A 21,479-nucleotide genomic window follows, 5' to 3' on the forward strand; every position below is an offset into this window, starting at 1 on the left:
CGCGAGCGGTACTGCACCTGGCCCTTCAGGAACTGTCGGACCAGGCATGGCAGGAGGTGTCCACGCTGGGGGATCAACCGACCCGGCGGAGCGCCGACGGGCTGTTCGGCTCGCTGCCGCGGGTGACCTGGCACCAAGACGGTTCCTGGCGGCGGCAGATGGCCCGGGCCTTCGACGACCCGGCCGCCGACTGCGCGTCCAACGCCGAGGTCGAACCCCGCAGCACCGGCGAGGAGATGGCCCTGCACCTCGGCATCGCCTGCGCCCAGGACCTGACGCGCAACCGGCCGCGACTTCTGCGTGACACCGTGGCGGACCTGCCCGAAGATCGAGCGGACTTCGATTGGAGCGCCTGCTCCGACAGTCTCTTCCAGGATCACGACGTGCTGATGCTGTTCGACCACTCCCTCGACGGCATCGAGGACGCCGAAGGCGACATCCATCAGTCACTGGGCATGGTCAATCTCGCACCGCAGGACTGGTTCGCCGCCTTCGACCCCGATCAGGCCCGCGACCCCGATCGCGGTTTCCGTCACTCGTGACCGCGTTACGGTCGAGGACGTCCAGGGCCCGCTGAGCAGGGTCGGACGGTTGCGACGTGCAGCACGGTGGTCGGCCTCCATGCCGCCCTGGGGAGGCGGCAGTTGGTCCCGGCCCCGGAGTCCCTGCCCGGACGCCCCGGAACGAGTAACCCGCCGATAGGCAGGGGGCCGCCGACTGATCCAGGCCGGGGCTGCTGGTTGAGGCCGCCCGTCTCGGCCGGGCCCGATCCAGCCGGGTGACCGGGCTGGGTGCTGCATGGTTCATGGATGGCCGCCCGGCTGTGCTCCCGAGCCGGGCAGGTATGCACCTGGTCACGAACAGCGACCTCACCAGCTGCGACACCGCGCCTGCTACCACCCTGCTACCTTTGATGTATGTCCTCTCCGAAGAAGCAGACACAGGTCCGTCTGGAGCCCCAGATCCTCGAAGCGGGCAAGGCGGCTGCGGCCGCCCGCCGCCTCGACTTCAACCGGTATGTGGAGCGGCTCATCATCGAGGACACCACCGGTGTCCGGGCCGCGGGCATGGCGGCCGCGCAGCGCCTGATCGACGAGCACGGCGGCTTCCTCGACGACCTGGAGCGGCAGCTCGACCAGCCCTACGCCCAGCCGCAGCCGGACTCTGCGGCATGATCCTGCACATCGACGAATCCTGGATCCTGGAGGTCGCGGAGCGGGCCGGCCACCGGGACCCTGGCGTCGACGACTACGGCGTGCCCGTCGCCGCCGTTGCCCGCCACCGTGGCGAGCTCCTCGACACGCCCGTCTATGACGGCCCCTACGCGCGAGCGGCTGCTCTTGTCCACAGCCTGGGCCGCTGCCGCTGGCTCGCGCGTTCCAATCTGACCGTGGCCTGCACAGTCGCTGTCATGTACCTCGAAGCCAGCAACATCCCCGTCAGCCCGACCCGCGAACAGCTCACCGCGCTTGCCCACGAGCTGTACACCCCGCGCTGTACGGCCGTCCGGATCGCCGAGATGCTGCGCACCTGGAAACCCTGACCCAGCGGCACGGCACGCACGACCCCGAACGCCGTGCGATCCACGACCGGCGGCAGCAGGTCGGCCAGGGCCTCGACGGAACCGGCACCGAGAAGGTGACGCTGCCCGACGCGCCGTGGGGTGTGCGCGAGCGCACAGTCGACCGTCGCGGTGTTCCGTATGAGCAGATCCGTGTCTTCCCCGGAATCCAGCACCTGCAAGAGGCTCTGTTGCCCGGGTCTGACGCCGCCTGACCGGTCCCGACGCCGCCAGGCGCGGGGCCTGCCGCACCCCAGTCGGGGCACCCGGATGCGGCCCAGCACGACCTCGAGCTGCGGGGAATCCCCGCGCTGCCCGGCCGTGATCACGATGGACTTGGGCTTCTGCCTCTGTTCGACGGCCAGGTGCAGCACGCCGACGCCATTGCTGAGGCGATCGGGGACCGCCGTCTGACGGCCATCGTGTGCGCCCACGCCCACAACGACCACATCGACGCGGCGCCTGCCCTGGCCGACCGCACGGGCGCCACGATCTGGCTGCATCGTGACGCCCATCTGGCCGACGGCCAGGTCATCGAGGCGGCCGCTGTCGACCTCACGGGGCTGCAGACCCCGGGCCACGCGTCGGGTCGGTCTGCCACTACGACCTGCCCTGGCCGCGGTCTTCACCAGCGACACCCTCTTCCAGGGCGGACCCGGCGCGACCGGGCGCTCGTACTCCCACTTCCCGACGGTCACCGACTCCTTCCGCGACCGCCTGCTCGGCCTCCCACCGGAGACGAGGGTCCTCACGGGTCACGGCGATCCGACCATGGTGGGTGCGGAGGCCGCTCATCTGGACGAGTGGATCACCCTAGGGCACTGAGCCCTGACGGGTTCCGCCGTCGGACGCCGCCGTACTCAGAGCACGCCCACCAGCACGATGACCAGGGCGGGCAGTGCGATGAAGACGGTGCCGAGGTAGACGGCGAGGACCCACCGGTGCGCGGAGGCGATGCGGGCGAGGTTCTCGGCGCAGAACAGCGGCACGGGGCGCAGGAGCGGTATCACGTAGATCACGACGATCGCGAAGAGGTTGTAGATCAGATGCACGAAGGCTGCCTGCAGGCCGATCTTCGCGTCCTGTCCGACGCCTGCGAACGCCGCGAAGACCACCGTGAACGTTGTGCCGAGGTTGGAGCCGACGACGACCGGATACACCTGCGCCGGTGTCAGGATGCCTGCTCCGGCGAAGGGGACCAGCACGGACGTGGTGATGGTCGAGGACTGGGTGACGACGGTTACTCCCATGCCTGACGCCATGGCGAGGTAGGCGTTGCGGCCGACGGCCTTGATCAGAATGTCGCGGGCCCTGCCGACCATGAGCAGTTTGAGCAGCTTTCCCAGGTAGCGGACGGCGACCAGGATCAGCGCGGCGCCGATCACGATGGTGAACAGCGGACCGAGCGTGCTGCTGACGTGCGAGGTCGCGTGGATCACTCCGTGTTCCACCGGTCTGGTGGCCGCCCGGATGAAGTTGAAGTGGGCCGGGTTCGGCAGCCAGTCCGTGCCGTACAGCGCATTGGTCAACATCCCGCTGATGTGTTTCAGCGGATGCCAGATCAGCTCAATCGGGAAGAAGATCAGCAGCGCGAGCCAGTTGTAGAAGTCATGGACGGTCGAGGCGCCCAGCGCCCTGCGGAACTCTGTGCGGTCGCCGATGAAGGTCAGCGCGACCAGGCTCGTCGTCACGGTGGTGCCGACGTTCGCGCCCAGAATGATGGGGATCGCGCCCTGGATGGGCAACGCGCCCGACCCCACGGCGGTGACAGCGATGGCCGTCGTCGTGGTCGACGACTGGATCAGGACCGTACCGAGAACGCCGACGCTCAGCCCGACCCACGGGTGCGCGGCGAAGGCGAACATGGTGTGCGCCGCGTCGCTGCCCAGCCCCGCAAAGCCGCGACTGATGATGCTCACGGCACAGATCAGCAGGTAGATCAGCCCAGCGACACCGCACCAGCCGAGGGCTTTGGTCCATGCGGGGAGCTGGATGGCTCCGGCGCCGCTCTCGGCCGCAGGGGCCGTGAGCGCCGAGCCGGAGGAAGGGGTTCGCCCGGAGACGTCACCCTTTTTGTGGCTGTTGTCCGGCCCGCTGTCGGATGTGGCTTCCGCCATGAACCAAGGCTAAGAGCTCCTGACGAGGGGCGCGCGTGGCTGAGCGCCGTACGTGTGCAACGGACGGCTGGTGCCGTCAGCGACTGCGGTTTCTCCTGGCCCGACGCCAGGTGGCCGTGGTCGGGCTCGCCGGCCGGGGCCCCCTTTGCGGGCCCCCGCCGCATGTTGGTGGGCCCACACGATCGTGGAGTCCACCGACACCGCCCAAGCCAGGTCCTCGTCGGCGTCCGCCTGGGCCGTCAGCGCGGTGAACCACCCGCTCCCACGTGCCGTCGACGGCCCACATCCGCAGCCGGTTGTAGACGCCCCGACAGTTTCCGTACTTCTCCGGCAGGTGCACCCACTGCGTTCCGGTCCGGAACTTGAAAGCGATCGCGTCGATCACCTCCCGGTGATACGTCCTAGTCGTCCTCGCCGAAGCCGTACCGGATGTTCTCCTGCTTGCAGGACGGGCAGACGATGTAGGCGTGTGAGTTGCTGCCATCTTCATAGGGGAGGTAGCTCGTTCCACCCGAGAGCGCCGACTGACACCAGCGACAGGTGCGACCGCCGCCGCTCTTGCCACGATTCGGCGGGTCAACGAGCATGCCGCCTTCATCGCTGGGGAAGGCCGGTGGAAGAGAGGGTGAGAGACGGATCCGAGCCCGGCTTCGCAGGGCGGCGCTGCTGAACAGGCCCAGGCGACCACGCTGTTGAGGCGTACGACCGGCTCGGTGCCATTGTCAGATCCGGTCAGCCCTCGGAGTGCTCTCGATGAGTGACGACGTCCAACTTCGCCTGGGTGACGCGGTTCTCTTTCGCTACGTGCCCGCATCCTCCGAGGCTGGGCGGGCACGTGCGGGAGGTGTTGCGGGGGTCCACCGGGATCACGCGGCGACCGGCACTCTCAGCCTTGTTCGCCAGGATCACCAGGAACTTTCCTCGGCTGTCTGGGACACGCGATCTTGGCATGCCCGCACCGGGCGCGCACAGCGGTGGAGAGCGTCCCCCGAGCGTCCGGAAGTCGCCGATGGAGGCGGCCGGAGGGTGATCGGCGCGCGGAGGCATACTCGGCGGCATGACCCTTAACAGCGCCCACAGAGCCCTGACCGTACCCGCCGCCCCCGACACGGCCGCTTGCGCCGCCGCTCTCGAAGTCGCCACTGCCTACTGCTCCCCCGCGCTGCTGAACCACTCGGTGCGGTCCTACGTGTGGGCCTCCGCGTATGCCGCGCAGCGCGGCATCGAGCACGACGCCGAGCTGCTGTACGTGTCCGCGCTGCTCCACGACATCGGCCTGGTGGCAGAGTTCGACAGCCACACGATCGACTTCGACGTGGCCGGCGGGCACGTGGCCTGGGTGTTCGCGGCGGGTGCCGGGTGGCCGACGGAGCGCCGACAGCGGCTGTCGGAGGTCATCGTCCGGCACATGTGGGACGCGGTGGACGTGCGGGAGGACCCGGAGGGCCACCTGCTGGAGCGGGCCACCGGCGTGGACATCTCGGGGCGGAACCTGGACGATTTCACCGCCGGATTCCAGGCGAAGGTGCTGGCACGCTACCCGCGCGCGGGACTCTCAGACGAGTTCCTGGCCTGCTTCCACGACCAGGCCGCCCGCAAGCCGCAAAGCTCACCGGCCGCGTCCGTCCAGGGTGGCCTCGCCGAGCGCGTCCGGGCGAACCCGCTGGACCGCCCCGTCGACTGACCCGCCGGACGCAGTCCGGCAGCTACGGCCGAGATCGCAGGTCCGTTCAGCCCCCTCTGCGGCGTTGCCGTCGATCGCCGACGTTCCGAGTCGACTGTCTGGGCGGAGCCAGAGTCGGATGGCGGCGAGCGTGAGGGTGCCGTGGAAGATCTAGGCCCTCTTGTCGTACCTGGTGGCCACGGCGCGGGAGTTCTTGAGGGCGTTGATCGTCGTCCGCTCGACTTCGTTCCTTCTTTTTTGAAGTGCTCTCCTCCCCTCGGCAAGCCTCGGGAAGGAGATTCCTACCTACCTTGCGGTGGCGGGCTTGACGCCACGAGTGCGCCTGACGACTGCCCTCCCGGCAGCCGGGATGAGCGCGAGGCTCATCCGGTACAGGTGCAAGACGTTCCGGGCCGCGTTCCAGTCGGCGTTCGCCGACCAGCCGCAGTCGGGGTTCTTGCACACGAACGTGGCCTGGTTCTCCCGGCTGCCCGGCGTGGTGAACCCGCAGGCTGAGCAGCGCTGGGAGGTGCCGGGGGCGGGAACCTTGACCAGGGTCCCGCCGTAGCGGGCGGTCTTGTACGCAAGCATCGTTACGGTCCGGCCCCATGCCTCCTGGCTGATGCTGCGGTTCAGGCCCGCCTTCTGCTTGACGTTCTTCCCCGGCTCCTCGATGGTGCCCTTGGCGCTCCTGACCATGTTCGTGATGGCCAGGTCTTCCACCACGATCACACTGTACTTCGCCGCGATCTCGGTGGTGGTCTGGTGCTGCCAGTCCTGGTGCCTGCGCTTGGCTCTCGCACGAAGCCCTTGGATCTGGTCATAGGTGGCCCGCAGGCGGTTCGAGGTGCGCTCTCCCCGCTTGCGGAAACTCTTGCGGTGCGCGGCCCGCCGCTCCAGTCGGAGCAGCTTGGCCTGCTCGCCCTCGGTCAGCCATGCATTCGGCTTGTCCTTGGACGACTTCCACTCAGCGTGGTCCTTGGTGTCCCCGTCGGACAGGGCGAGGGGAACGGTGACGCCCACGTCGATGCCGACCTCGGGCCCGGCGTGAGGCTCAAAGACAGGTGCAAGGGTCTGGACGCGGAAGGCGATGTGCCAGCCGAGCGCGTCCTTGACCAGGCGGGCGCCGGTGATGCGGTTGTCCTTGTTGGCGCGCTTGCCCACGGGCAGGTTCTTGGTCCAGCGGAACCTGACCCGGCCCACCCTGGGAATGTTGACCATGCCCCATCGGCGGTGCACGCGGGTGATGTTCAGGTCCCGGCCCTGTGGGATGTCCACCGACATCGCCGTGCGGAAGCGGGCCTTGAAGCTCGGCTCGTCGGCCCGGCCCTCCCAGCAGTTCTTCCACGCCTGGAAGTACGTCTTCAGCACCGCCTGCGCGGCCTGGGCGGGAAGCACGGCGAGCCAGTCGATCTCCTTGCGGGCCTGCCGTATCGCAGCGTCGGCGGCAGCCAGCGAACGCTTGTCCTTGGGGAGCATCGTCCACCAGTCGTGCAGCAGGTTCCACATCGTGCGGGCCGCGTGCGCCTGGTCATCCATGAGCCGGACCTCGGCAGGACCCAGCGCCATCCGGGCACGATGTCCGAACTGCCGTTTGTTCCATGCGAGTTCACCACTCATTGCGATCACTGTACCATTCGGTTTATGTCGCCACGCTGGAATCCAGACCCCGATGTACGCAGGGGTCGTCACGTCGTCTGCAACCTTCACGTTCACTTGGTTTTCGTCACCAAGTACCGGCGTAAGGCGTTCACGGGCGAGATGCTGACGCGCTGCGAGGAGATCATGCGCGAGGTCTGCGCGGACTTCGAGGCGGAGCTGAAGCAGTTCAACGGTGAGGAGGACCACGTGCACCTGTTGGTGCACTATCCGCCGAAGGTTCAGCTTTCCAAGCTGGTCAACAGCCTTAAGGGGGTCTCGGCGCGGTTGCTGCGCAAGGAGTACGACGCGCACGTCCGCCGGTATCTGTGGGGCGGACACTTCTGGTCCGGCTCGTACTTCGCCGGCTCATGCGGCGGGTCACCGCTGACCGTTGTACGCCAGTACATCGAGAACCAGCAGCGCCCCGTGTGACCTCGCCGGGGACAGCAGTGCAGATCCACGCCCACAGCTGAGGTCAGAGCAGTTTTGAGATGCGCTTCACCTCCCCCGTAAACAGGGGAGCACTGCGCAAGATCAGAGGTAGATCGTGGTGTCGAACCTGGTGGGCCGTCCGCCTTTGCTGCCCCGGTTCCGGCGGTTGGCCCGCTGGTTTTTCGGTTCGGGAACGGTGTGCTTGATCTGGCGTCGGCGCAGGCAGCGGCAGTTGCGGCGAGAGCAATACGCCTTGTCGCCGCCAAGGTGGTCCGGGCGGGTGCGCGGGCGTCCACCGTCTCGTCGGCCACCGCGGATGCGTCGCCGCATTGGCCCGGCGTGATCAGCAGGGCCAGGGGGCGGCATCCGCCTTCTCCGACGAGTGGTTCTTGCTGGTGAGGCCACCCCGGGAGCATCCGAGTCCCTCGTCGGGGCGGTGGTTGCGGGGCGTTGTTCTTTTCCCCGGCACCCGCGGGCGTCGATTGCGGACCCCGGCGGCGTGCTGGTGGGCCCCGCAGGAGGTGGAGTCCACGCTCACCATCGGCTCACCATCGACCAGGCGATGCGGCCCTGGCGTCGGCGTCGGTCAGGACGGCCGCGAAGGCCTTGTCCCATGTGCCGTCCGCCGGCCAGCGTCTGTGCCGCTCGTATGCGGTCCTCCAGAGGCCGAAACGCCAGGTAGATCGAGCCATGGCACCCGTGTGCGCTGCCGGTACAGGATCCCGTCGATGATCCTGCGATGGCTCGCCCAACGGCCGCCCCGCTCGCTGGACTTCGGCAGATGCGGCTTCAGCCGGGCCCACTCCTCGTTCGTGAGATCTCCCTGCTCCAGCAGGCACGGCCACGGAGACGTCGGACGCCGCTGCTCTGCCACGGGACGTGCACCGCCAGTAGCCACTCAAAGCATCCGTCCGGCGCCCGCGCAGCCGTGCCTTCGATCCGGGAGGACCGGGCTCGCGGCCACCGCCAACCGTTCGAACGCCCTCTCGGGCCGCGGCCCGAGAGGGTTCCCTACACCGGAATCGGAGCCCTCCGGCCGCCCGCCCCGCCCTTCCAAACAGGCCGGCACCGGCAGCGAGCCGCCCGAGTGCGGGTGGACCGTCCCGTTCCGGTGGCCGTGCTGTGTACGTTTCCGGCCGCCGTGCCGATCGCTCCGCTCAGCGCCGAGGCCCCGGGATGGCTGATCGCGTCAGCCATGTTCGGCGCCGGTATCGCGGGCGATGTCTCCGGCGTGCGATGCCGGCCGGGGCCCGTCTGCGCCGGTTCGTACTCGGGAGGCCCTTGTGCTGTTTCCCGGTGCCCGGCCCGGCTCAACAGTGCCGGGCCGGGCGGGCTCAGGTCGGGGTAGTGGCCGGTCAGCTCAGGGGGGCGACGGCAGAGACGGTGGCTACTCCGGTGCGGCGGACGTTGTGGCCGTCCCCGCGGTTCCGGACGGTGGGTTGGTCTGTGTCGGTGCGGTTGTCGTGGTGGCCGGTGCCGGTGTCGTGGTCGGGTCGGGGGCGGAGTCGGTGGTCTGCGCTGCTTGTGCCAGGCCGCTGGTGGCGCGCAGCGGGACCTCCTTGATGAACAGCGTCACCAGGAAGGCGATCAGGGCGATGGGGGCGACGTAGATGAAGATGTCGCCGATGCCGTGCCCGTAGGCGTTCTCCAGCCACGTGCGCACCGGAGCGGGCAGCATCCCCAGGTCGGGCAGTTCGCCGCCGCCGGAGGCTTGTGCGGCCGTGGCCTGGTCCTGCGGGGTGAGCTGGGTGATGGTCTCGCGCGCGTAGTGGCCGATGCGGGTGGTGAGGATCGAGCCGAGCACCGAGACGCCCACCGCGCCGCCGAGGGAGCGGAAGAAGGTCACCGTGGAGGACGCGGCACCGAGGTCGCTCGGGGCGACCTGGTTCTGGGTGCACAGCACCAGGTTCTGCAGTGTCATGCCGACGCCGAGGCCCATCAGGGCCATGCACAGCGCGATGAACACGTAGGAGGTGTCGTAGCGCAGCATGCCCAGCAGGGCCAGGCCCGCCGTCAAGAAGGCACCGCCGGTCAGCAGCCAGCCCTTCCACTTGCCGGTGCGGGTGATGATCCGGCCGGAGACCGTGGAGGAGACGAACAGGCCGGCGATGAACGGGATCGTCATGATGCCGGACTTCGTCGGGGAGTCGCCGCGTGCCAGTTGGAAGTACTGGCTGAAGAAGACGGTGCCCGCGAACAGCGCGATGCCGACGAACAGGGAGGCGATCGAGGCGAGGGTGGTGGTGGGGTTGCGGAACAGCCGCAGCGGGATGATCGGCTCGCTGGCCCTGGTCTCGACGAACAGGAAGATCAGCGCCAGTACGATCGATGCGCCGAGCAGCGTATAGGTCTGCCAGGACAGCCAGTCGTACTTGTCGTCGGCGAAGGTGACCCAGATCAGCAGGACGCAGACGGCCGCGGTGACGAAGAAGGCGCCGGCCCAGTCGACCTTGGCCTCGCGTTTGGCCACCGGCAGGTTCAGGGTCTTCTGGAGCACGACCAGCGCGACGAGCGCGACGGGGATGCCGACGAACAGGCACCAGCGCCAGCCGAGCCAGCTGGTGTCGGTGATGACGCCGCCGAGCAGCGGGCCGCCGACGGTGGCGACGGCGAAGGTCGCGCCCAGGTAACCGGAGTAGCGGCCGCGCTCACGCGGGGAGATCATCGCGGCCAGGACGACCTGTGCCAGCGCGGACAGGCCGCCGCCGCCCAGGCCCTGGATGACGCGGGCGCTGATCAGGGTGGCGGGGTTCTGCGCCAGACCGGCCACCAGGGAACCTGCGGCGTAGATGATCAATGCCGACTGGACCAGGATCTTCTTGCTGAACTGGTCCGAGAGCTTGCCCCACAGCGGAGTCGACGCGGTCACCGTCAGCAGGGAGGCGGTGACGACCCAGGTGTAGGCGCTCTGGCCGCCGCCGAGGTCGCTGATGATCCTGGGCAGCGCGTTGGTGACGACGGTCGAGGACAGAATGGCGGCGAACAGGCCGAGCAGCAGTCCCGACAGCGCCCGCATGATCTGCGCGTGTGTCATCGGCGCGGGGGGAGAGCCTTCGCCGTGGTGGGCATGAGGTCGCACACCGGCCCTCGGGGTGGTTGTCATGAGGTTTTCTTTCCTTACGTGGTGACAGCGGGTGTACGGGGGGTCCGGGCGTTCTCGGGCGGCTCGGCGGACGGATCCTGTTCGGTCCACACGTCGCCGAAGCTCGCCCGAAGCCGGGACAGGAGCCACGTCAGCCGGCGGACGTCCTCGTCGCTCCAGCCGGTCAGCCGCTGGGCGAGCAACTGGGCGGTGCGTTCGGACATTTCGGCGAGCCGGGTCCGGCCTTCGGGGGTCAGCCGCAGGATGCGCGAACGCCGGTCAGCGGGATCGGGGCTGCGGTCGATCCAGCCCCGCGCGGCCAAGTGCGCGACGTGGCGGCTGGTGACCGACATGTCGACGGCGAGCAGCTCCGAGAGCCTGCCGATGCGCATGTCGCCGTCGCGGCCGAGCAGCGCCAGTACCGTGGCGGATCCGCTGGAGCAGCTCTGCGGAAGGGTCCGGTCCAGCTGCCGTCGTACGGAAGTGACGGCGCTCAGCTGACGCATCAGCTCCTCGTACTGGGCTTTCTCGGCCACACGTGCCTCCATATTATTGCTTAAGGCAACCATGATGTTTCTCGGTTGTCTCAGGCAAGGGTTTCAGGTGTGCCATACGGCACATATTTCGCGGAGATACGTATTCCGGTTCGGCACGTCAGTGCAGGATCCGCCGGGCGACATTCGTGGTCACCAGGTCGAGCAGCTCCTCGCCCCGGCCGGACAGGATGGTGCGGATCGCATAGAGGGTGAAGCCCTTGGCCTGCTCCACCGTGATCGCGGGTGGCACCGACAGCTCCTGACGTGCCGTCATGACTTCGACCAGCGCCGGACCTTCATGGGCGAAGGCACTCTTCAGCGCGTCCTCCAGGTCACCGGGCCGCTCGACCCGACGCGCCCACAGCCCGATCGCGGCAGCGACTTCGGCGAGCTGCGGATTGTCCAGCTCGGTCGCGTAGTTGACAATGCCCGCCGCCTTCATCTCCAGCTCGACGAAATTCAGCGAACCGTTGTTGAAGACGACGATCTTGGCGGGCAGGCGGTTCTGCCGGAGGGTGAACAACTCACCGAGGAGCATGGTGAGCCCGCCGTCGCCCGACAGCGAGACCACCTGGCGGCCCGGATACGCCGCCTGCGCGCCCACCGCGTGCGGCAGGGCGCAGGCCATCGTGCCGTGGTGCGCCGGCCGATCTGCTCGCCGCGGATGTCGAGCTGGATCACCTTCGCGCCGCGCGGGTAGAACTGCCGGTAGGGGAAGTCGGTGCCCAGCATGAGCAAGGTGTCGGCCTCCTCGATCGCCTTGTAGCCGGAGGCGAAGCCGAGCAGGCCGGTGAGCCCGACGTCGTACGGGTTGTCGTACTCCACGTACTCCTTGCCGCGCAGGGCGTGCACAATCGGGGCCTTGAGGGTTTCGGCGAGCCGGACCAGGTCGTCGTGGGCACCGGCCGCACCCGCGCCCGCCAGGATCGTCACGCGCTGGGCCTCGTTCAGCAGCGCGGCGGCCTCACCCAAGGCGTCGTCGTCCGGGCGGACGACGGACCTGGCCGGGCGTACCACGGTGGGGGTCAGGTCGCGGCCGGTCTTGGCGAGGAATATCTCGCCGGGTACGACCACGACCGCCACTCCCCTGCGTTCAACGGCAGCCCGCATCGCCATCTCCAGCACGCGGGGCCCGTGCTCGGGGCTGGTGACAACCTCCGCGTAGACGCTGCAGTCGGCGAACAGCTCCTGCGGGCGGGTCTCCTGGAAGTAGCCGGAGCCGATCTCGCTGCCCGGGATCTGGGCGGCGATGGCGAGAACCGGCACCCGGCTGCGCTGGGCGTCGAAGAGTCCGTTGATCAGGTGCAGGTTGCCCGGACCGCAGCTGCCGACGCAGACGTTGAGTTCTCCGGTCAGCCCGGCCTCGGCCGCCGCCGCGAAGGCGGCGCTCTCCTCGTGCCGCACATGTACCCATTCGACGCCGTCGTCCCGGCGTATGGCGTCTGTCAGACCGTTGAGCGAGTCACCGGGCAGACCGTACAGGCGGCGCACACCGGAGGCCTTGAGCGAGGAGACGACGTGGTCGGCGAAGGTGGGGGTGGGCATGCGGGTTGCCTTTCGTCGGTCGTGAGCGCGTCCGGTACGCAAGGGCGGCCGCGTGGACAGGCGCCGCCCGCACCGGGGCTCGCCGCTGTCGACGAGCGCCTGCTCAGTCTCCTTGGACCGGCATTGCACACACATCCGTCGAATGACTGCGGCACCGGCGCCGGCGCGCCGTCGGCATCTCGGTCGGACGACTGGCGGAGCCCGGCGCGCCCGCGGAAATACGTGTCAACCAAGGGCTGGAATGTGACCGGTGAGCAGAAGTGCGCCTCGAACATTGCCAGGAGCCCTGCCCTGGCAGGTCATGAGGTCCGATGACGCTCGGTGGCTGGAGTGCGTGGCCATCAGGCTGTCACGGCAAGGTCGGAGCGCGACCTGGCTGTCTGAATGGCATCCCGTTGATCAGGGGGCGGGTGGGGCGGTCCGTTCGTAGATGGCCCCTCCTGGTGTGAACCAGCCTGCTTTCTTCCGCACGGCAGGGCTCGGGTCCTTGGCGTGGGCGGTCTTCAAGGCGGCAACGGCGCGTGCATCAGCGTGGGCGAACTTGCCGACGAGCTCGGCAGCCCTGGCCCGGACGTGCGGGTCCGGGTCCGAGGCCAAGTGGTGCAACGCGGGTTCGAGGACCCGGTCCGGGCCCGGTACGCAGCTGTCGCCCTTGCACCGGTCGCACGCCAGAGCGTGGAATGCGGCGATCCTGACCCGGGCGTCGGGGTCGTCGGCCATGCAAATGAGTTCGCCCATGGACTCGGTGTCGACGAGGTGGTCGAGGAGGCGGCAGCAGCCCTCGCGGACGACCGGATTCTCGTCGCGGAGGCCGGCACGAATGGCGCTCAGTGCGTTCTGCCCGCGTCGCAGCAGTTCGCGGTAGGCCGCAACCTTGCGCTGAGGGTCGCCCAAGCACGAGACGAGAGCTTCGTTGTCGGTCCTCGCGAATCCGAGCATGCCTTCAGTGTCGGGTCGCGCGGCGAGGTCCGGCAAAGGGATTTCGGCCCGAAGGCGGGCAAGTGGATCTTGCTCTTGAGGCTCCCCAGTGAGTGATCAGCAAGTTGATCACCGCATTGCGGCGTGAAGGTGCGGACCCGGTCCGCGGCGGCAACCGTGAAGCCTGCCGCTGGGGGACCGGGTCCTGCTGGTCCCGCATACTGGCGGACGAACCTGACGCTGCGGCAGCTCGCCCCGCTGCTCGGGGTGTCGAGATCCTCCCTTTGCTGCACTACGGACATGGAGTCACAGAACGACACCGAGGAACGTGACGGCCGCCAGCCGGCGCGTCTTTCTGGTGTACTCCTCTGCCTCCCGGTCCGGTTCCCGCCGGTCGTTGCAGTTCACTCTGCGGAGAAGCTCCTCGAGAGCCTCCTGCTCCTTGCCCAGGCGGCCCGGGAAGAGCGGGTACTCGTACGTGTTCATGGTCTGCCCCTGTCGACGGTGCATGCTCGAGCGACGCGGGCTGCGCCTGAGTGCTACAGCCCAAGGTCGAGGGCCAGACACGTGAAGGTGTGCCCCACGCCCACGTCCTCGTGCGACGTCTTCGCCCCGTCATGCGGCCCGGACTCCACCACCTCGGTCATGTCCTCGAACCGGATGCGCTCGGGCAGCTTGCCGAAACGTGCATGTCGTACCGCCGCGGCGGCGTCCATCCTGGCTTCCTGGTTCATGACCAGCCTCCACTTCGTCGGTCGTGGACCGATCCCGTCGGCCGGCGGGACCACTGTCAGCTTGCACCCCAGATCATCACCTGTCAAGACGGTGACGCCTCGAGACGTGTGAGCTGCGGGATCGGAAACATACGCGAGCTATGTGTGCCGGGCGCCGCATGTCCCGGTCGTGACCCATCTCCTTTGGGAGCCCCAGCATGACGAGCCTGCCGCAGACCGACGCCACCCTGCTCATCCGCACCGACTTCTCCGACGAGGCGGCCTGGCAGGCCCTGCGCACGGTGGTCACCACCCCGACAGAAGAGGACGAGTTCCTTGCGGACCTACACATCGTGGACGACCCCGCCTACCGCGATCTGACCACCGAGCAGGTCCTCGCGCTCGCCCCCGCCGAGGACGACCTGCTGATCGTGGCGGATCACAAGGCCCTGACCGGACCGGAGATGCCGCTGCTGGCAGTCATGCGGGCCGACCAGGAGAGCAACGATACGGAGCAGGGCTTCGACGAACTCCGAGTCATCGCAATGCAGTTGTTCTCCATCGAGAACAACATCACGCTTGCCAACATGGATTGGGAGAGTTCGTGGACGCCGCCGAGCAGGACGGCGTCTTCAGGGGATTCTGACCCGGTCCTGGCAACCCGTGGGCCGGTGCGACTCTCTGTCTGTGAGGGCCCCGGCGGCGGACCGGGGCCCCGTCGAACGTTATATCAGCGCGGACGACGCCAAACCCGGAGAAGCCAGAGCGCACATGCACCTTGGCCGACTTCCAGTCATGGTCCGCACGTGTGGGCTGTCGATGCAGGGAATTGCGCTGACAGCAATGACACCGGGGTACGGGGCGCAGGTCGCTTCGGCAGCACACCTCGTCCGTGTGTCTCCTGCTGTCGTGACTCCTGGCGCCGCAATCAGCAAGGTTCGCCCTGTCGACCACCTCGCATAGCCGTTCGTCGGCGGCATGCTTGTTCCGCCGGACGATGCAGCGGCGGATCATGGTGAAGTTGTCCAGCCGAGCGTGCCCGCCATGGGCCGAACCTCGATGAGGCCCGGCCTGGACGGCAGTTGCGACCGGGTGGGCTCAATCCCCCTGCCCGCCGGCCGGTTCCTTCAGCAGTCGGTTGAGTTCGTTCCCGGCGTCGTCGTACCCGGCGTCGGAGATGCGCTGCAGCTCGCGCACGTCGCCGGTCACGGCCGCGCGTCGGGTGAGAAGGAACCCGGCTCGCATGGATCCCTCGTCCAGCAATTCGCTCAGCTCCTCGAGGTCGCCGGCTGCGTCGGCGAGGTCGGCCAGCCGGTCCAAAGCGGTTTCGTTGCCCTCGTCGGCCAGCTCGCGCAGGGGCTCCCGATCGATGTTCGTGTTCGCCATGGCGGCATGGTGCAACCCTGCCCTTGGGGAAAGGTCAAGTGGGACGATGGCCGGGTGATCACCATCGGGCAGCTGGCCAGGTACGTCGGGGTGTCGACCAAGACCGTTCGCGTCTATCACGACAAGGGGCTGCTTCCCGAACCCGACCGCGATGCGTCCGGCTACAGGCGGTACGGCGCGAACGACGTCATCGATCTGATCAAGATCCGCACCCTTGCCGAGGCCGGCGTCCCCCTGGCCCGGATCAGGGACCTGAGATCAGCGACCGACACAGAATTCCAGCAGGCGCTGCGAGAGATCGACGACGAGCTCACCGCCCGTATCCGTGGCCTGCGGGCCTCGCAAGGGCGCTTGCGCCGGCTCGCCGCCGGGCACCTGGCACCGCTGCCCGCCGAGGTGGGCACCTACCTGGAGCACCTGGTCCACCGGGGATTCACGCCTCGTTGGGTGAATCTGCAACGCGACCTGTGGATCCTCGTGTTCGCCACTCACCCAGACCAAGCGGTCACACTGTTTCAGGAGCAGGCCGAGATCCTCGCCGACCCCGCGTCGCGGCAGCTTTTCCTCGATTACGACCGCGCTCACGACCTCGACGCCGACGATCCCCGCGTCGACGACCTCGCCCGCCGGATCGCCGACGCGACCCGGGAACGCTACGGACCCGGCGAACGGCCCGAGCTGGATGCAGCCTCCGAGATCCCCGCGCTCATCCAGTGCACGGTCAACGCCGCGTCCCCGGCATGGCAGCGAATCGACACGCTCATCCGCGCACAACTGGACGCGTGACGCGACGTTACGGACACATCCCCTTCCGCGAGCCCCACCGCGTTCCCGCACCGGCTTCAGCAGCCGCCCGGGGCGGTGCTGCGCAGCTCGCGCAGGTCCGGGATGTGGTTGTTGAGCCTGCTCGGGGAGACTTCGAGCACCTTGGCGATCGAGGGGATGGAGCGAACCGGGTCGGCGGCAGGTCGCGGGCGGCACGGACGATCTCCTCTGTGACGACCGTGGGGCGTCCGCCGAACCGGCCGCGGGCGCGCGCTGCGGCGAGGCCCTCCTTGGTGCCGATGATGACGAGTTCGCGGATGAACTCGGCGAGTGCGGCGAAGGCGGGCTCAAGCGGTCAGCGCATCACCGCTGTTCAGGAGGTCAGCGCAGACCTCTGCCGGAGTGCGGTGCAGCCGTGTCTTCCCGCTCCGGATCCGGAGCAGTTCCGTGCTGCGGCGTGGCGGGTTCAGGCAGAGCGCGGAACAGCAGCCAGCACAGTGCCGGCATCAGAATCAGCGGTGCCAGGGCGGTCCGCAGGGACCTTGCGTCGGCGAGGCTGCCGATGACGGGACTGATCAGACCCCCGACGCTGACGGCCAGACCGAGCGTGATCCCGCTGGCGGTGCCGACCCGCGAGGGCAGGTAGTCCTGGCCGAGCGTGACCTGGAGCGAGAAGGGGACGTACAGGCCGGCTGAGGTGAGGGCCACGAACGGATACAGGGACGGACCAGGTACGAACACCACGCCCGCGACTGCTCCGATCGAGATGAGGTATGCCCAGCGGGCGACCGTGACCCGGCCCCACCGGCCCGCCAGTGCGCCACCGAGGACGGAGCCGACCGCGCCGCCGAGGTAGAGCACGAACAGGGCCACGGTGCCCGCCACGGTGCTGTCGCCCATGCGCTGCGTGGCGTACAGCGAGATGAACGCGCTCAGCCCCATGAAGACGACCGACCGGCACGCCACGGCCAGCGACAGTTTCAAGAACGACGCCTTGTCGTCCGCACTGGGCGGCGCCGCCGCATTGCTCCCTGCGGCTTGCCGCTGCCCCAGCGCGCGCAGCACCGGCAGACAGAGCACGCTGCCCGCGAGCGCCGGCAGCACCAGCAGCGGCGTCAAACCCAGCCCGTGGGCCCCCACCACCGCGCCGACCATGAGCGGGGCCACCGCGAAGCCGATGTTGCCCCCGGTCGAGAACCAGCCCATGGCGCTGTGGCTGCCCTGACTGGCGATCCGGGCGACCCGCGCGGACTCGGGGTGGTAAGCGGCCACCCCGACCCCGGAAATCGCCACGAACAGCAGGAGGAGACAGTACGAGCCGCTCACCCCGCTCAGCGCGATGCCCGCACCGCCCAGCAGCGTGCTGACCGGCAGCAGCCAGGGCATCGCCCAGCGGTCGGTCAGCACACCGAACACCGGCTGCACCACCGACGACAGCACAGAGGCGGCCAGCACCATGCCGGAGACGGTGGCGTAGCCGTAGGCGCGCTCAGCGACGAAGAACGGGACCAAGGACGCCACTGCGCCTTGGTAGACGTCGACGCAAGCGTGTCCGACGGACAGCAGAGTGATCGAGGTTTTCCTTCGCACCCCTCCATGGTCCAAAGCCGCCCGCATGTCGCGCTTTCGATAAACTGCCGAACAATGACGAATATCCGCCATACGCCGGTCGCCCCGACGCGCACCCAACTGCTGGCGTCCGGCGGTGAGATCGGCGCCCACCGGCACGACGACCACCAGATCGTCTACGCCGGCCGGGGCGTACTGGTCGTCATCACCAGCGCGGGCTCCTGGGTGGCCCCGGCCACGCGCGCCATCTGGGTACCGGCCGACACCGTCCACGCCCACCAGGCCCACGGGGAACTCGAACTGCACCTGGTGGGACTGCCCGCCACTGACAACCCGCTCGACCTGGACGCCCCCACCGTGCTCGCCGTGGGCCCGCTGCTGCGTGAACTGATCATCGCCTACACCCGCACCCCGGACGACGACAGCCCCGAGCGGACACGGTTGCGCGCGGTGCTGCTCGACCAGCTGCAGGCCTCCCCCCAGGAGCCACTGCACCTCCCCGTGTCGGCCTCTCCCCCGCTGCGCGCACTGTGCGAGATCCTGCAAGCCGATCCGGCCGACAACCGCACCCTCGCCGAACTGGGCCGCCAGGTCGGCGCGAGCGAGCGCACCCTGTCGCGGCTCTTCCGCAGTGACCTCGGCATGACCTTCCCCCAGTGGCGCACCCAGCTGCGGCTCCAACACGCCCTGGTCCTGCTGGCCGAGAAGCAACCGGTGACCGCGGTGGCACACCGGTGCGGCTGGTCGTCGGCCAGCGCGTTCATCGAAGTCTTCCGACGGACCTTCGGCCACACACCGGGCTCCCACCCGACAGGCTGACCGACTCGCGGGTTGACGGGGCGGCCCGCCCGACAGGCTCTGGTACGTGGGGTTCAGTTGTCGATCCCGGTGACCTGGTCGTTGACTGCATTGAGCCGGGTCACGCCGCGTTTGTAGCCGTAACGCTCGGGCGAGGGACCGGTGTTGATGCTCCTGACGGGAACGACGAACCGCAGGCCGTCGACGGAGGCGAGCAGCCCGCCACCCCACATCCGGGCCAACTCGACACGGGACTGGGCGGTGATGAGCGCGGCGTTCGCTGCGACGATGGTGTCGGCGCACACGTAGTTCTGGCCGACACGGGACAGGCGCGAGCGGGTCAGCGCCTTGCTCATGCCCTGTTCACAGACCAGCCTTCTGCAACACCCTTTGAAGGTCCGCAGGCTTACTGGATCTGCGGGCGGCCGCCGGAGAAGAACAGACGGACACCGAAGGTTCCTTCATTCAGCAGCCAGGGCCGGATCACGAAGCTGCGGGCACCACGGGCATGCATCGGATCGGACTCGGCAACCGCAACCGCCTCGGCACGGCTCTCCGCCCGATAGACGAAAGCGCCGTCACCGAACCACTCCGTCTCCTCGTCATTGGACAAAGGCCCCGCAGCGAACATGACGCCCTCGTTCTCGAGCCTGGTCTGGAAGGCAACGTGATCCTCGAGATTCTCCAGGACCGGTCCCAGCCCGCCGGTGGGCTCGGACAGCACCAGATAGAGCGTCTTGGCCAGCAGATTGTGGTCCCGTGACCAGGTGATCAACTCCTGCCAGCCTTGACGGTCCTCAGACACGGCCTTCTCCCTTTACGTCTTTCGCCCCGGCTCAGAGCGTATGGCCCCGATGCGGGGTCGGCGGGGACCTGCCGCACCACCGGCGTGTGCCCGCACCGGGCACACGCCGGTAGACCAAGCTCGTGTGCGCACCGCACCGTCCGCGCCCGCTCCCCCGGGACCCTGTGTCCGCCGTCACCGCGAGCGCGGGCGGACTGGCACACCTCGCACCAACCGGTAGTGGTCGTCGGCAGCGCCGTGAGGCGCCGGTTTGAGTCCGCACGCGCCGACCTGTATGAGTCACATGTCACATGTCGTAGGGGTGAACCGAAACGACGGCGGATCCGCTACATGTGTGACAGGGCGGACCGCCCGGGAGACCGGTCGGGCCCTCGCAACACTGCTGCCCATGCCCGGCTCCGCTGGAAAGGACCCCATGAAGCCCCCTCACACGCCCCGGTCTGCGCGAGACCTCCCCAAGAGAGTCCCGGGCAGCGCCAGATCCGTCAGTTCCGGTTCCGGGCCGGCCCAGGACGGCATCACGGCCGGCGACGCGGAGCCGACCGCGCCGGGCAACGGTGACCGGGCGTCCGACGCGGCCGGGAGAGGCACCTCCCTGCCCCGGCTCGCCCAGATCTCCTCGCTCAGGTCGCGCGGGAACCCCGGCCGCGGCGCCGGGGCGTCGTCCTCGCCGGCCAACGCCTCGGTGGGCGGCTCCGCCGGAGACAAGCCCCGCGATGGCCTCACGCGTCGCGGTGAGACAGGCTGGAGCCCCGCCGCGGACAAGGTCGGACAACTCGAACCGGCCGGCCGACGCAGCGGTGACAAGTCCCGGCGCGAGGGATTCCGTGGCGCTCTCGGCGTCGTGTGCGTAGTGGGGCTGCTGGCGGCGGGCGGTGCCCTGCTGACCCTGAACCTGGTCAACGGTCACGGCGACGACCAGCGTGACGGAGCGTCGGTTTCCGTCGACTCCGGTGGCCGCGACACAGACGTCCTCGACGGGTTCGGTGGGGTGCCGGCACCTTCGGTGAGCCCGTCCGCCACCGGGGCCGGCAAGAAGACCGACGCTTCCGAGAAGCCCGGGACCGCCTCGCCCAGCAGCAGTGCGTCGAGCAAGGGCTCCGCGTCTCCCGGCAACCACGCCACGGCCTCCGCGAAGGACAGGACCGAGGCCAGGACGACCCCTCCGGCCGCGGCGCCGGGTGTGAACGTGTTCAGCCATGCCTCGCAGCGCTGCATAGACATCGTGGGCGGCCAGGCCGTGCAGGGCGCGAAACTGATGATCTGGGACTGCTCGCAGTCCGTCTCGCAGCATTGGACGTTCACGGGCGGAACCATGCGCGCGCTCGGCATGTGCGTACAGCTCGCGGGCGGCTCGACCGCCGACGGGACGGACCTCGAACTCGCGTCCTGCAACGGGAGTTCGGCCCAGCAGTTCGTGCTGAACTCCAGCCATGACCTGACCAGCACACTCGCCGACAAGTGCACGGACGTGCGCGACAACCGGACGGCGAACGGCACTCGGCTCCAGCTGTGGTCCTGCTCCGGTGGTGTCAACCAGAAGTGGTCCACGGACTGAGAACGGTCCTGGACCGGTGAGGTTCGCATGTTGAGGTGGCGCGTATTCTCCGGTGGCCGCCGGCTCTGGTCACAGTGAGTCGTTGGCGCTCTGCCGATCGGTTTGCTCAGCGCCGTCCGGGAGCGCAGGGCGGGATTGTCCAACGCATCGTTGTCCGGCCACCGAGGCCAGACTGAAGCGTCACGGTATAGACCTGTCCGGAGCGGCGTTCGCCGCGATGTCCCATGGCGTGGTCGCCGCTGTCCCAGTTGATCCCCAGAACCGGGCAGCCGGCGACCTCGACGCCGTCATCGCCGGCCTCACACGACCGTGGAACTCCGGTGTGGCCGAGGGTCATGTCGACCGGATCAAGATGCTCAAGCGGCAGATGTCCGGCCGCGCGGGATTCGA

At 68.6% G+C, this 21,479-nt stretch carries 22 protein-coding genes and 5 pseudogenes; 11 read left to right on the plus strand and 16 right to left on the minus strand.

Annotated features, from left to right (window positions below):
- Positions 1–56: 56 nt before the first annotated feature.
- From IEZ19_RS22555 to IEZ19_RS22570, 4 genes and pseudogenes are all read left to right on the plus strand, one after another.
- On the plus strand, positions 57–542 hold the full coding sequence (locus IEZ19_RS22555) for a hypothetical protein (protein WP_189313082.1): 486 nt from the start codon (positions 57–59) through the stop codon (positions 540–542).
- A 375-nt stretch (positions 543–917) separates the two neighbouring features.
- On the plus strand, positions 918–1,175 hold the full coding sequence (locus IEZ19_RS22560) for a hypothetical protein (RefSeq protein WP_189313083.1): 258 nt from the start codon (positions 918–920) through the stop codon (positions 1,173–1,175).
- Positions 1,172–1,543: a fic family toxin-antitoxin system, toxin component gene (locus IEZ19_RS22565; RefSeq protein WP_189313084.1), complete on the plus strand. Its 372-nt coding sequence runs from the start codon at positions 1,172–1,174 to the stop codon at positions 1,541–1,543. The genes IEZ19_RS22560 and IEZ19_RS22565 overlap by 4 nt, the downstream gene beginning before the upstream one ends.
- Positions 1,544–1,935: 392 nt before the next feature.
- Positions 1,936–2,386 (plus strand): annotated as a pseudogene (locus IEZ19_RS22570) (MBL fold metallo-hydrolase); the annotation flags it as partial.
- A 35-nt stretch (positions 2,387–2,421) separates the two neighbouring features.
- On the opposite strand, the gene IEZ19_RS22575 reads toward IEZ19_RS22570, so the two are convergent.
- The 3 genes from IEZ19_RS22575 to IEZ19_RS53535 form a co-directional block, all read right to left on the minus strand.
- Complete coding sequence (locus IEZ19_RS22575) at positions 2,422–3,678, minus strand: Na/Pi symporter (protein WP_229840620.1); 1,257 nt, start codon at positions 3,676–3,678, stop codon at positions 2,422–2,424.
- 76 nt (positions 3,679–3,754) lie between these two features.
- Positions 3,755–4,492 (minus strand): transposase, encoded by a 738-nt coding sequence (locus IEZ19_RS53530; RefSeq protein ID WP_373297032.1) that lies wholly within the window; start codon positions 4,490–4,492, stop codon positions 3,755–3,757.
- On the minus strand, positions 4,411–4,737 hold the full coding sequence (locus IEZ19_RS53535; RefSeq protein WP_373297033.1) for a zinc ribbon domain-containing protein: 327 nt from the start codon (positions 4,735–4,737) through the stop codon (positions 4,411–4,413). Before IEZ19_RS53535 ends, IEZ19_RS53530 begins: the two co-directional genes overlap by 82 nt.
- Here IEZ19_RS53535 and IEZ19_RS22590 point away from each other — a divergent pair.
- Positions 4,736–5,362, plus strand: coding sequence for an HD domain-containing protein (locus IEZ19_RS22590; RefSeq protein ID WP_189313086.1), 627 nt, complete (start codon positions 4,736–4,738; stop codon positions 5,360–5,362). The two genes, IEZ19_RS53535 and IEZ19_RS22590, sit on opposite strands and share 2 nt — an antisense overlap.
- Positions 5,363–5,647: 285 nt before the next feature.
- Here IEZ19_RS22590 and IEZ19_RS22595 read toward each other — a convergent pair whose 3' ends face one another.
- Positions 5,648–6,961: an RNA-guided endonuclease TnpB family protein gene (locus IEZ19_RS22595; protein WP_229840622.1), complete on the minus strand. Its 1,314-nt coding sequence runs from the start codon at positions 6,959–6,961 to the stop codon at positions 5,648–5,650.
- A 24-nt stretch (positions 6,962–6,985) separates the two neighbouring features.
- On the opposite strand from IEZ19_RS22595, the gene tnpA reads away from it, so the two are divergent.
- Complete coding sequence (gene tnpA / locus IEZ19_RS22600) at positions 6,986–7,414, plus strand: IS200/IS605 family transposase (RefSeq protein ID WP_189313087.1); 429 nt, start codon at positions 6,986–6,988, stop codon at positions 7,412–7,414.
- 108 nt (positions 7,415–7,522) lie between these two features.
- Here the strand turns inward: tnpA and IEZ19_RS22605 are convergent.
- The 6 genes and pseudogenes from IEZ19_RS22605 to IEZ19_RS22625 form a co-directional block, all read right to left on the minus strand.
- Positions 7,523–8,246, minus strand: a pseudogene (locus IEZ19_RS22605) (IS5 family transposase); the annotation flags it as partial.
- A 555-nt stretch (positions 8,247–8,801) separates the two neighbouring features.
- A complete protein-coding gene (locus tag IEZ19_RS22610) occupies positions 8,802–10,448 on the minus strand; it encodes an MDR family MFS transporter (RefSeq protein ID WP_229840628.1) in 1,647 nt (548 codons plus the stop codon).
- Between the two features lie 83 nt (positions 10,449–10,531).
- Complete coding sequence (locus IEZ19_RS22615) at positions 10,532–11,032, minus strand: MarR family winged helix-turn-helix transcriptional regulator (protein WP_189313088.1); 501 nt, start codon at positions 11,030–11,032, stop codon at positions 10,532–10,534.
- 118 nt (positions 11,033–11,150) lie between these two features.
- Positions 11,151–11,660 carry a thiamine pyrophosphate-dependent enzyme gene (locus tag IEZ19_RS54185; protein ID WP_444545194.1) on the minus strand — a complete coding sequence of 170 codons (510 nt, stop codon included), beginning with the start codon at positions 11,658–11,660 and terminating at the stop codon, positions 11,151–11,153.
- A 62-nt stretch (positions 11,661–11,722) separates the two neighbouring features.
- Positions 11,723–12,712: pseudogene (locus tag IEZ19_RS54190) on the minus strand (thiamine pyrophosphate-binding protein); the annotation flags it as partial.
- 264 nt (positions 12,713–12,976) lie between these two features.
- A complete protein-coding gene (locus IEZ19_RS22625; protein WP_189313089.1) occupies positions 12,977–13,516 on the minus strand; it encodes a HEAT repeat domain-containing protein in 540 nt (179 codons plus the stop codon).
- Positions 13,517–13,608: 92 nt separating this feature from the next.
- Between IEZ19_RS22625 and IEZ19_RS22630 the strand changes: the two are divergent.
- Positions 13,609–13,777: pseudogene (locus IEZ19_RS22630) on the plus strand (transposase family protein); the annotation flags it as partial.
- A 24-nt stretch (positions 13,778–13,801) separates the two neighbouring features.
- Here IEZ19_RS22630 and IEZ19_RS22635 read toward each other — a convergent pair.
- Entirely contained in the window at positions 13,802–13,981 is a 180-nt protein-coding gene (locus IEZ19_RS22635) for a hypothetical protein (protein ID WP_189313090.1), read from the minus strand.
- A gap of 53 nt (positions 13,982–14,034) precedes the next feature.
- Entirely contained in the window at positions 14,035–14,229 is a 195-nt protein-coding gene (locus IEZ19_RS22640; RefSeq protein ID WP_189313091.1) for a hypothetical protein, read from the minus strand.
- Positions 14,230–14,426: 197 nt separating this feature from the next.
- Here IEZ19_RS22640 and IEZ19_RS22645 point away from each other — a divergent pair, with 197 nt between their 5' ends.
- Positions 14,427–15,227, plus strand: a complete 801-nt coding sequence (locus tag IEZ19_RS22645) for a DUF6924 domain-containing protein (protein ID WP_189313092.1) — start codon at positions 14,427–14,429, stop codon at positions 15,225–15,227.
- 79 nt (positions 15,228–15,306) lie between these two features.
- Here IEZ19_RS22645 and IEZ19_RS22650 read toward each other — a convergent pair whose 3' ends face one another.
- Positions 15,307–15,594 (minus strand): hypothetical protein, encoded by a 288-nt coding sequence (locus IEZ19_RS22650; protein WP_189313093.1) that lies wholly within the window; start codon positions 15,592–15,594, stop codon positions 15,307–15,309.
- 54 nt (positions 15,595–15,648) lie between these two features.
- On the opposite strand from IEZ19_RS22650, the gene IEZ19_RS22655 reads away from it, so the two are divergent.
- Positions 15,649–16,380 (plus strand): MerR family transcriptional regulator, encoded by a 732-nt coding sequence (locus IEZ19_RS22655; RefSeq protein ID WP_189313094.1) that lies wholly within the window; start codon positions 15,649–15,651, stop codon positions 16,378–16,380.
- A gap of 360 nt (positions 16,381–16,740) precedes the next feature.
- Here the strand turns inward: IEZ19_RS22655 and IEZ19_RS22660 are convergent, their stop codons facing one another.
- Entirely contained in the window at positions 16,741–17,949 is a 1,209-nt protein-coding gene (locus tag IEZ19_RS22660; protein ID WP_189313095.1) for an MFS transporter, read from the minus strand.
- Between the two features lie 54 nt (positions 17,950–18,003).
- Between IEZ19_RS22660 and IEZ19_RS22665 the strand changes: the two genes are divergently transcribed.
- Complete coding sequence (locus IEZ19_RS22665; protein WP_189313096.1) at positions 18,004–18,747, plus strand: helix-turn-helix transcriptional regulator; 744 nt, start codon at positions 18,004–18,006, stop codon at positions 18,745–18,747.
- Between the two features lie 62 nt (positions 18,748–18,809).
- On the opposite strand, the pseudogene IEZ19_RS22670 reads toward IEZ19_RS22665, so the two are convergent.
- Positions 18,810–19,073, minus strand: a pseudogene (locus tag IEZ19_RS22670) (Tn3 family transposase); the annotation flags it as partial.
- A 59-nt stretch (positions 19,074–19,132) separates the two neighbouring features.
- Complete coding sequence (locus tag IEZ19_RS22675) at positions 19,133–19,531, minus strand: YciI family protein (RefSeq protein ID WP_189313097.1); 399 nt, start codon at positions 19,529–19,531, stop codon at positions 19,133–19,135.
- A 415-nt stretch (positions 19,532–19,946) separates the two neighbouring features.
- On the opposite strand from IEZ19_RS22675, the gene IEZ19_RS22680 reads away from it, so the two are divergent.
- A complete protein-coding gene (locus IEZ19_RS22680; protein WP_189313098.1) occupies positions 19,947–21,089 on the plus strand; it encodes a ricin-type beta-trefoil lectin domain protein in 1,143 nt (380 codons plus the stop codon).
- Positions 21,090–21,479: the final 390 nt, after the last annotated feature.

This window comes from Streptomyces brasiliensis, from assembly GCF_014647875.1.
GTDB classification, from domain to species: Bacteria; Actinomycetota; Actinomycetes; order Streptomycetales; family Streptomycetaceae; genus Streptomyces; species Streptomyces brasiliensis.

Excerpts from the sequence above, each read along its gene's own strand:
- IEZ19_RS53535 (WP_373297033.1), bottom strand. The coding sequence starts at position 4,737 with ATGCCGCCGAGTATGCCTCCGCGCGCCGATCACCCTCCGGCCGCCTCC.
- IEZ19_RS22590 (WP_189313086.1), top strand. The coding sequence starts at position 4,736 with ATGACCCTTAACAGCGCCCACAGAGCCCTGACCGTACCCGCCGCCCCC.
- IEZ19_RS22595 (WP_229840622.1), bottom strand. The coding sequence starts at position 6,961 with ATGAGTGGTGAACTCGCATGGAACAAACGGCAGTTCGGACATCGTGCC.
- IEZ19_RS22575 (WP_229840620.1), bottom strand. The coding sequence starts at position 3,678 with ATGGCGGAAGCCACATCCGACAGCGGGCCGGACAACAGCCACAAAAAG.
- IEZ19_RS22635 (WP_189313090.1), bottom strand. The coding sequence starts at position 13,981 with ATGAACACGTACGAGTACCCGCTCTTCCCGGGCCGCCTGGGCAAGGAG.
- IEZ19_RS22645 (WP_189313092.1), top strand. The coding sequence starts at position 14,427 with ATGACGAGCCTGCCGCAGACCGACGCCACCCTGCTCATCCGCACCGAC.
- IEZ19_RS22560 (WP_189313083.1), top strand. The coding sequence starts at position 918 with ATGTCCTCTCCGAAGAAGCAGACACAGGTCCGTCTGGAGCCCCAGATC.
- IEZ19_RS22680 (WP_189313098.1), top strand. The coding sequence starts at position 19,947 with ATGAAGCCCCCTCACACGCCCCGGTCTGCGCGAGACCTCCCCAAGAGA.
- IEZ19_RS22665 (WP_189313096.1), top strand. The coding sequence starts at position 18,004 with ATGACGAATATCCGCCATACGCCGGTCGCCCCGACGCGCACCCAACTG.
- IEZ19_RS22650 (WP_189313093.1), bottom strand. The coding sequence starts at position 15,594 with ATGGCGAACACGAACATCGATCGGGAGCCCCTGCGCGAGCTGGCCGAC.
- tnpA (WP_189313087.1), top strand. The coding sequence starts at position 6,986 with ATGTCGCCACGCTGGAATCCAGACCCCGATGTACGCAGGGGTCGTCAC.
- IEZ19_RS54185 (WP_444545194.1), bottom strand. The coding sequence starts at position 11,660 with ATGGCCTGCGCCCTGCCGCACGCGGTGGGCGCGCAGGCGGCGTATCCG.
- IEZ19_RS22640 (WP_189313091.1), bottom strand. The coding sequence starts at position 14,229 with ATGAACCAGGAAGCCAGGATGGACGCCGCCGCGGCGGTACGACATGCA.
- IEZ19_RS22610 (WP_229840628.1), bottom strand. The coding sequence starts at position 10,448 with ATGACACACGCGCAGATCATGCGGGCGCTGTCGGGACTGCTGCTCGGC.
- IEZ19_RS53530 (WP_373297032.1), bottom strand. The coding sequence starts at position 4,492 with ATGCGGGCACGTAGCGAAAGAGAACCGCGTCACCCAGGCGAAGTTGGA.
- IEZ19_RS22625 (WP_189313089.1), bottom strand. The coding sequence starts at position 13,516 with ATGCTCGGATTCGCGAGGACCGACAACGAAGCTCTCGTCTCGTGCTTG.
- IEZ19_RS22565 (WP_189313084.1), top strand. The coding sequence starts at position 1,172 with ATGATCCTGCACATCGACGAATCCTGGATCCTGGAGGTCGCGGAGCGG.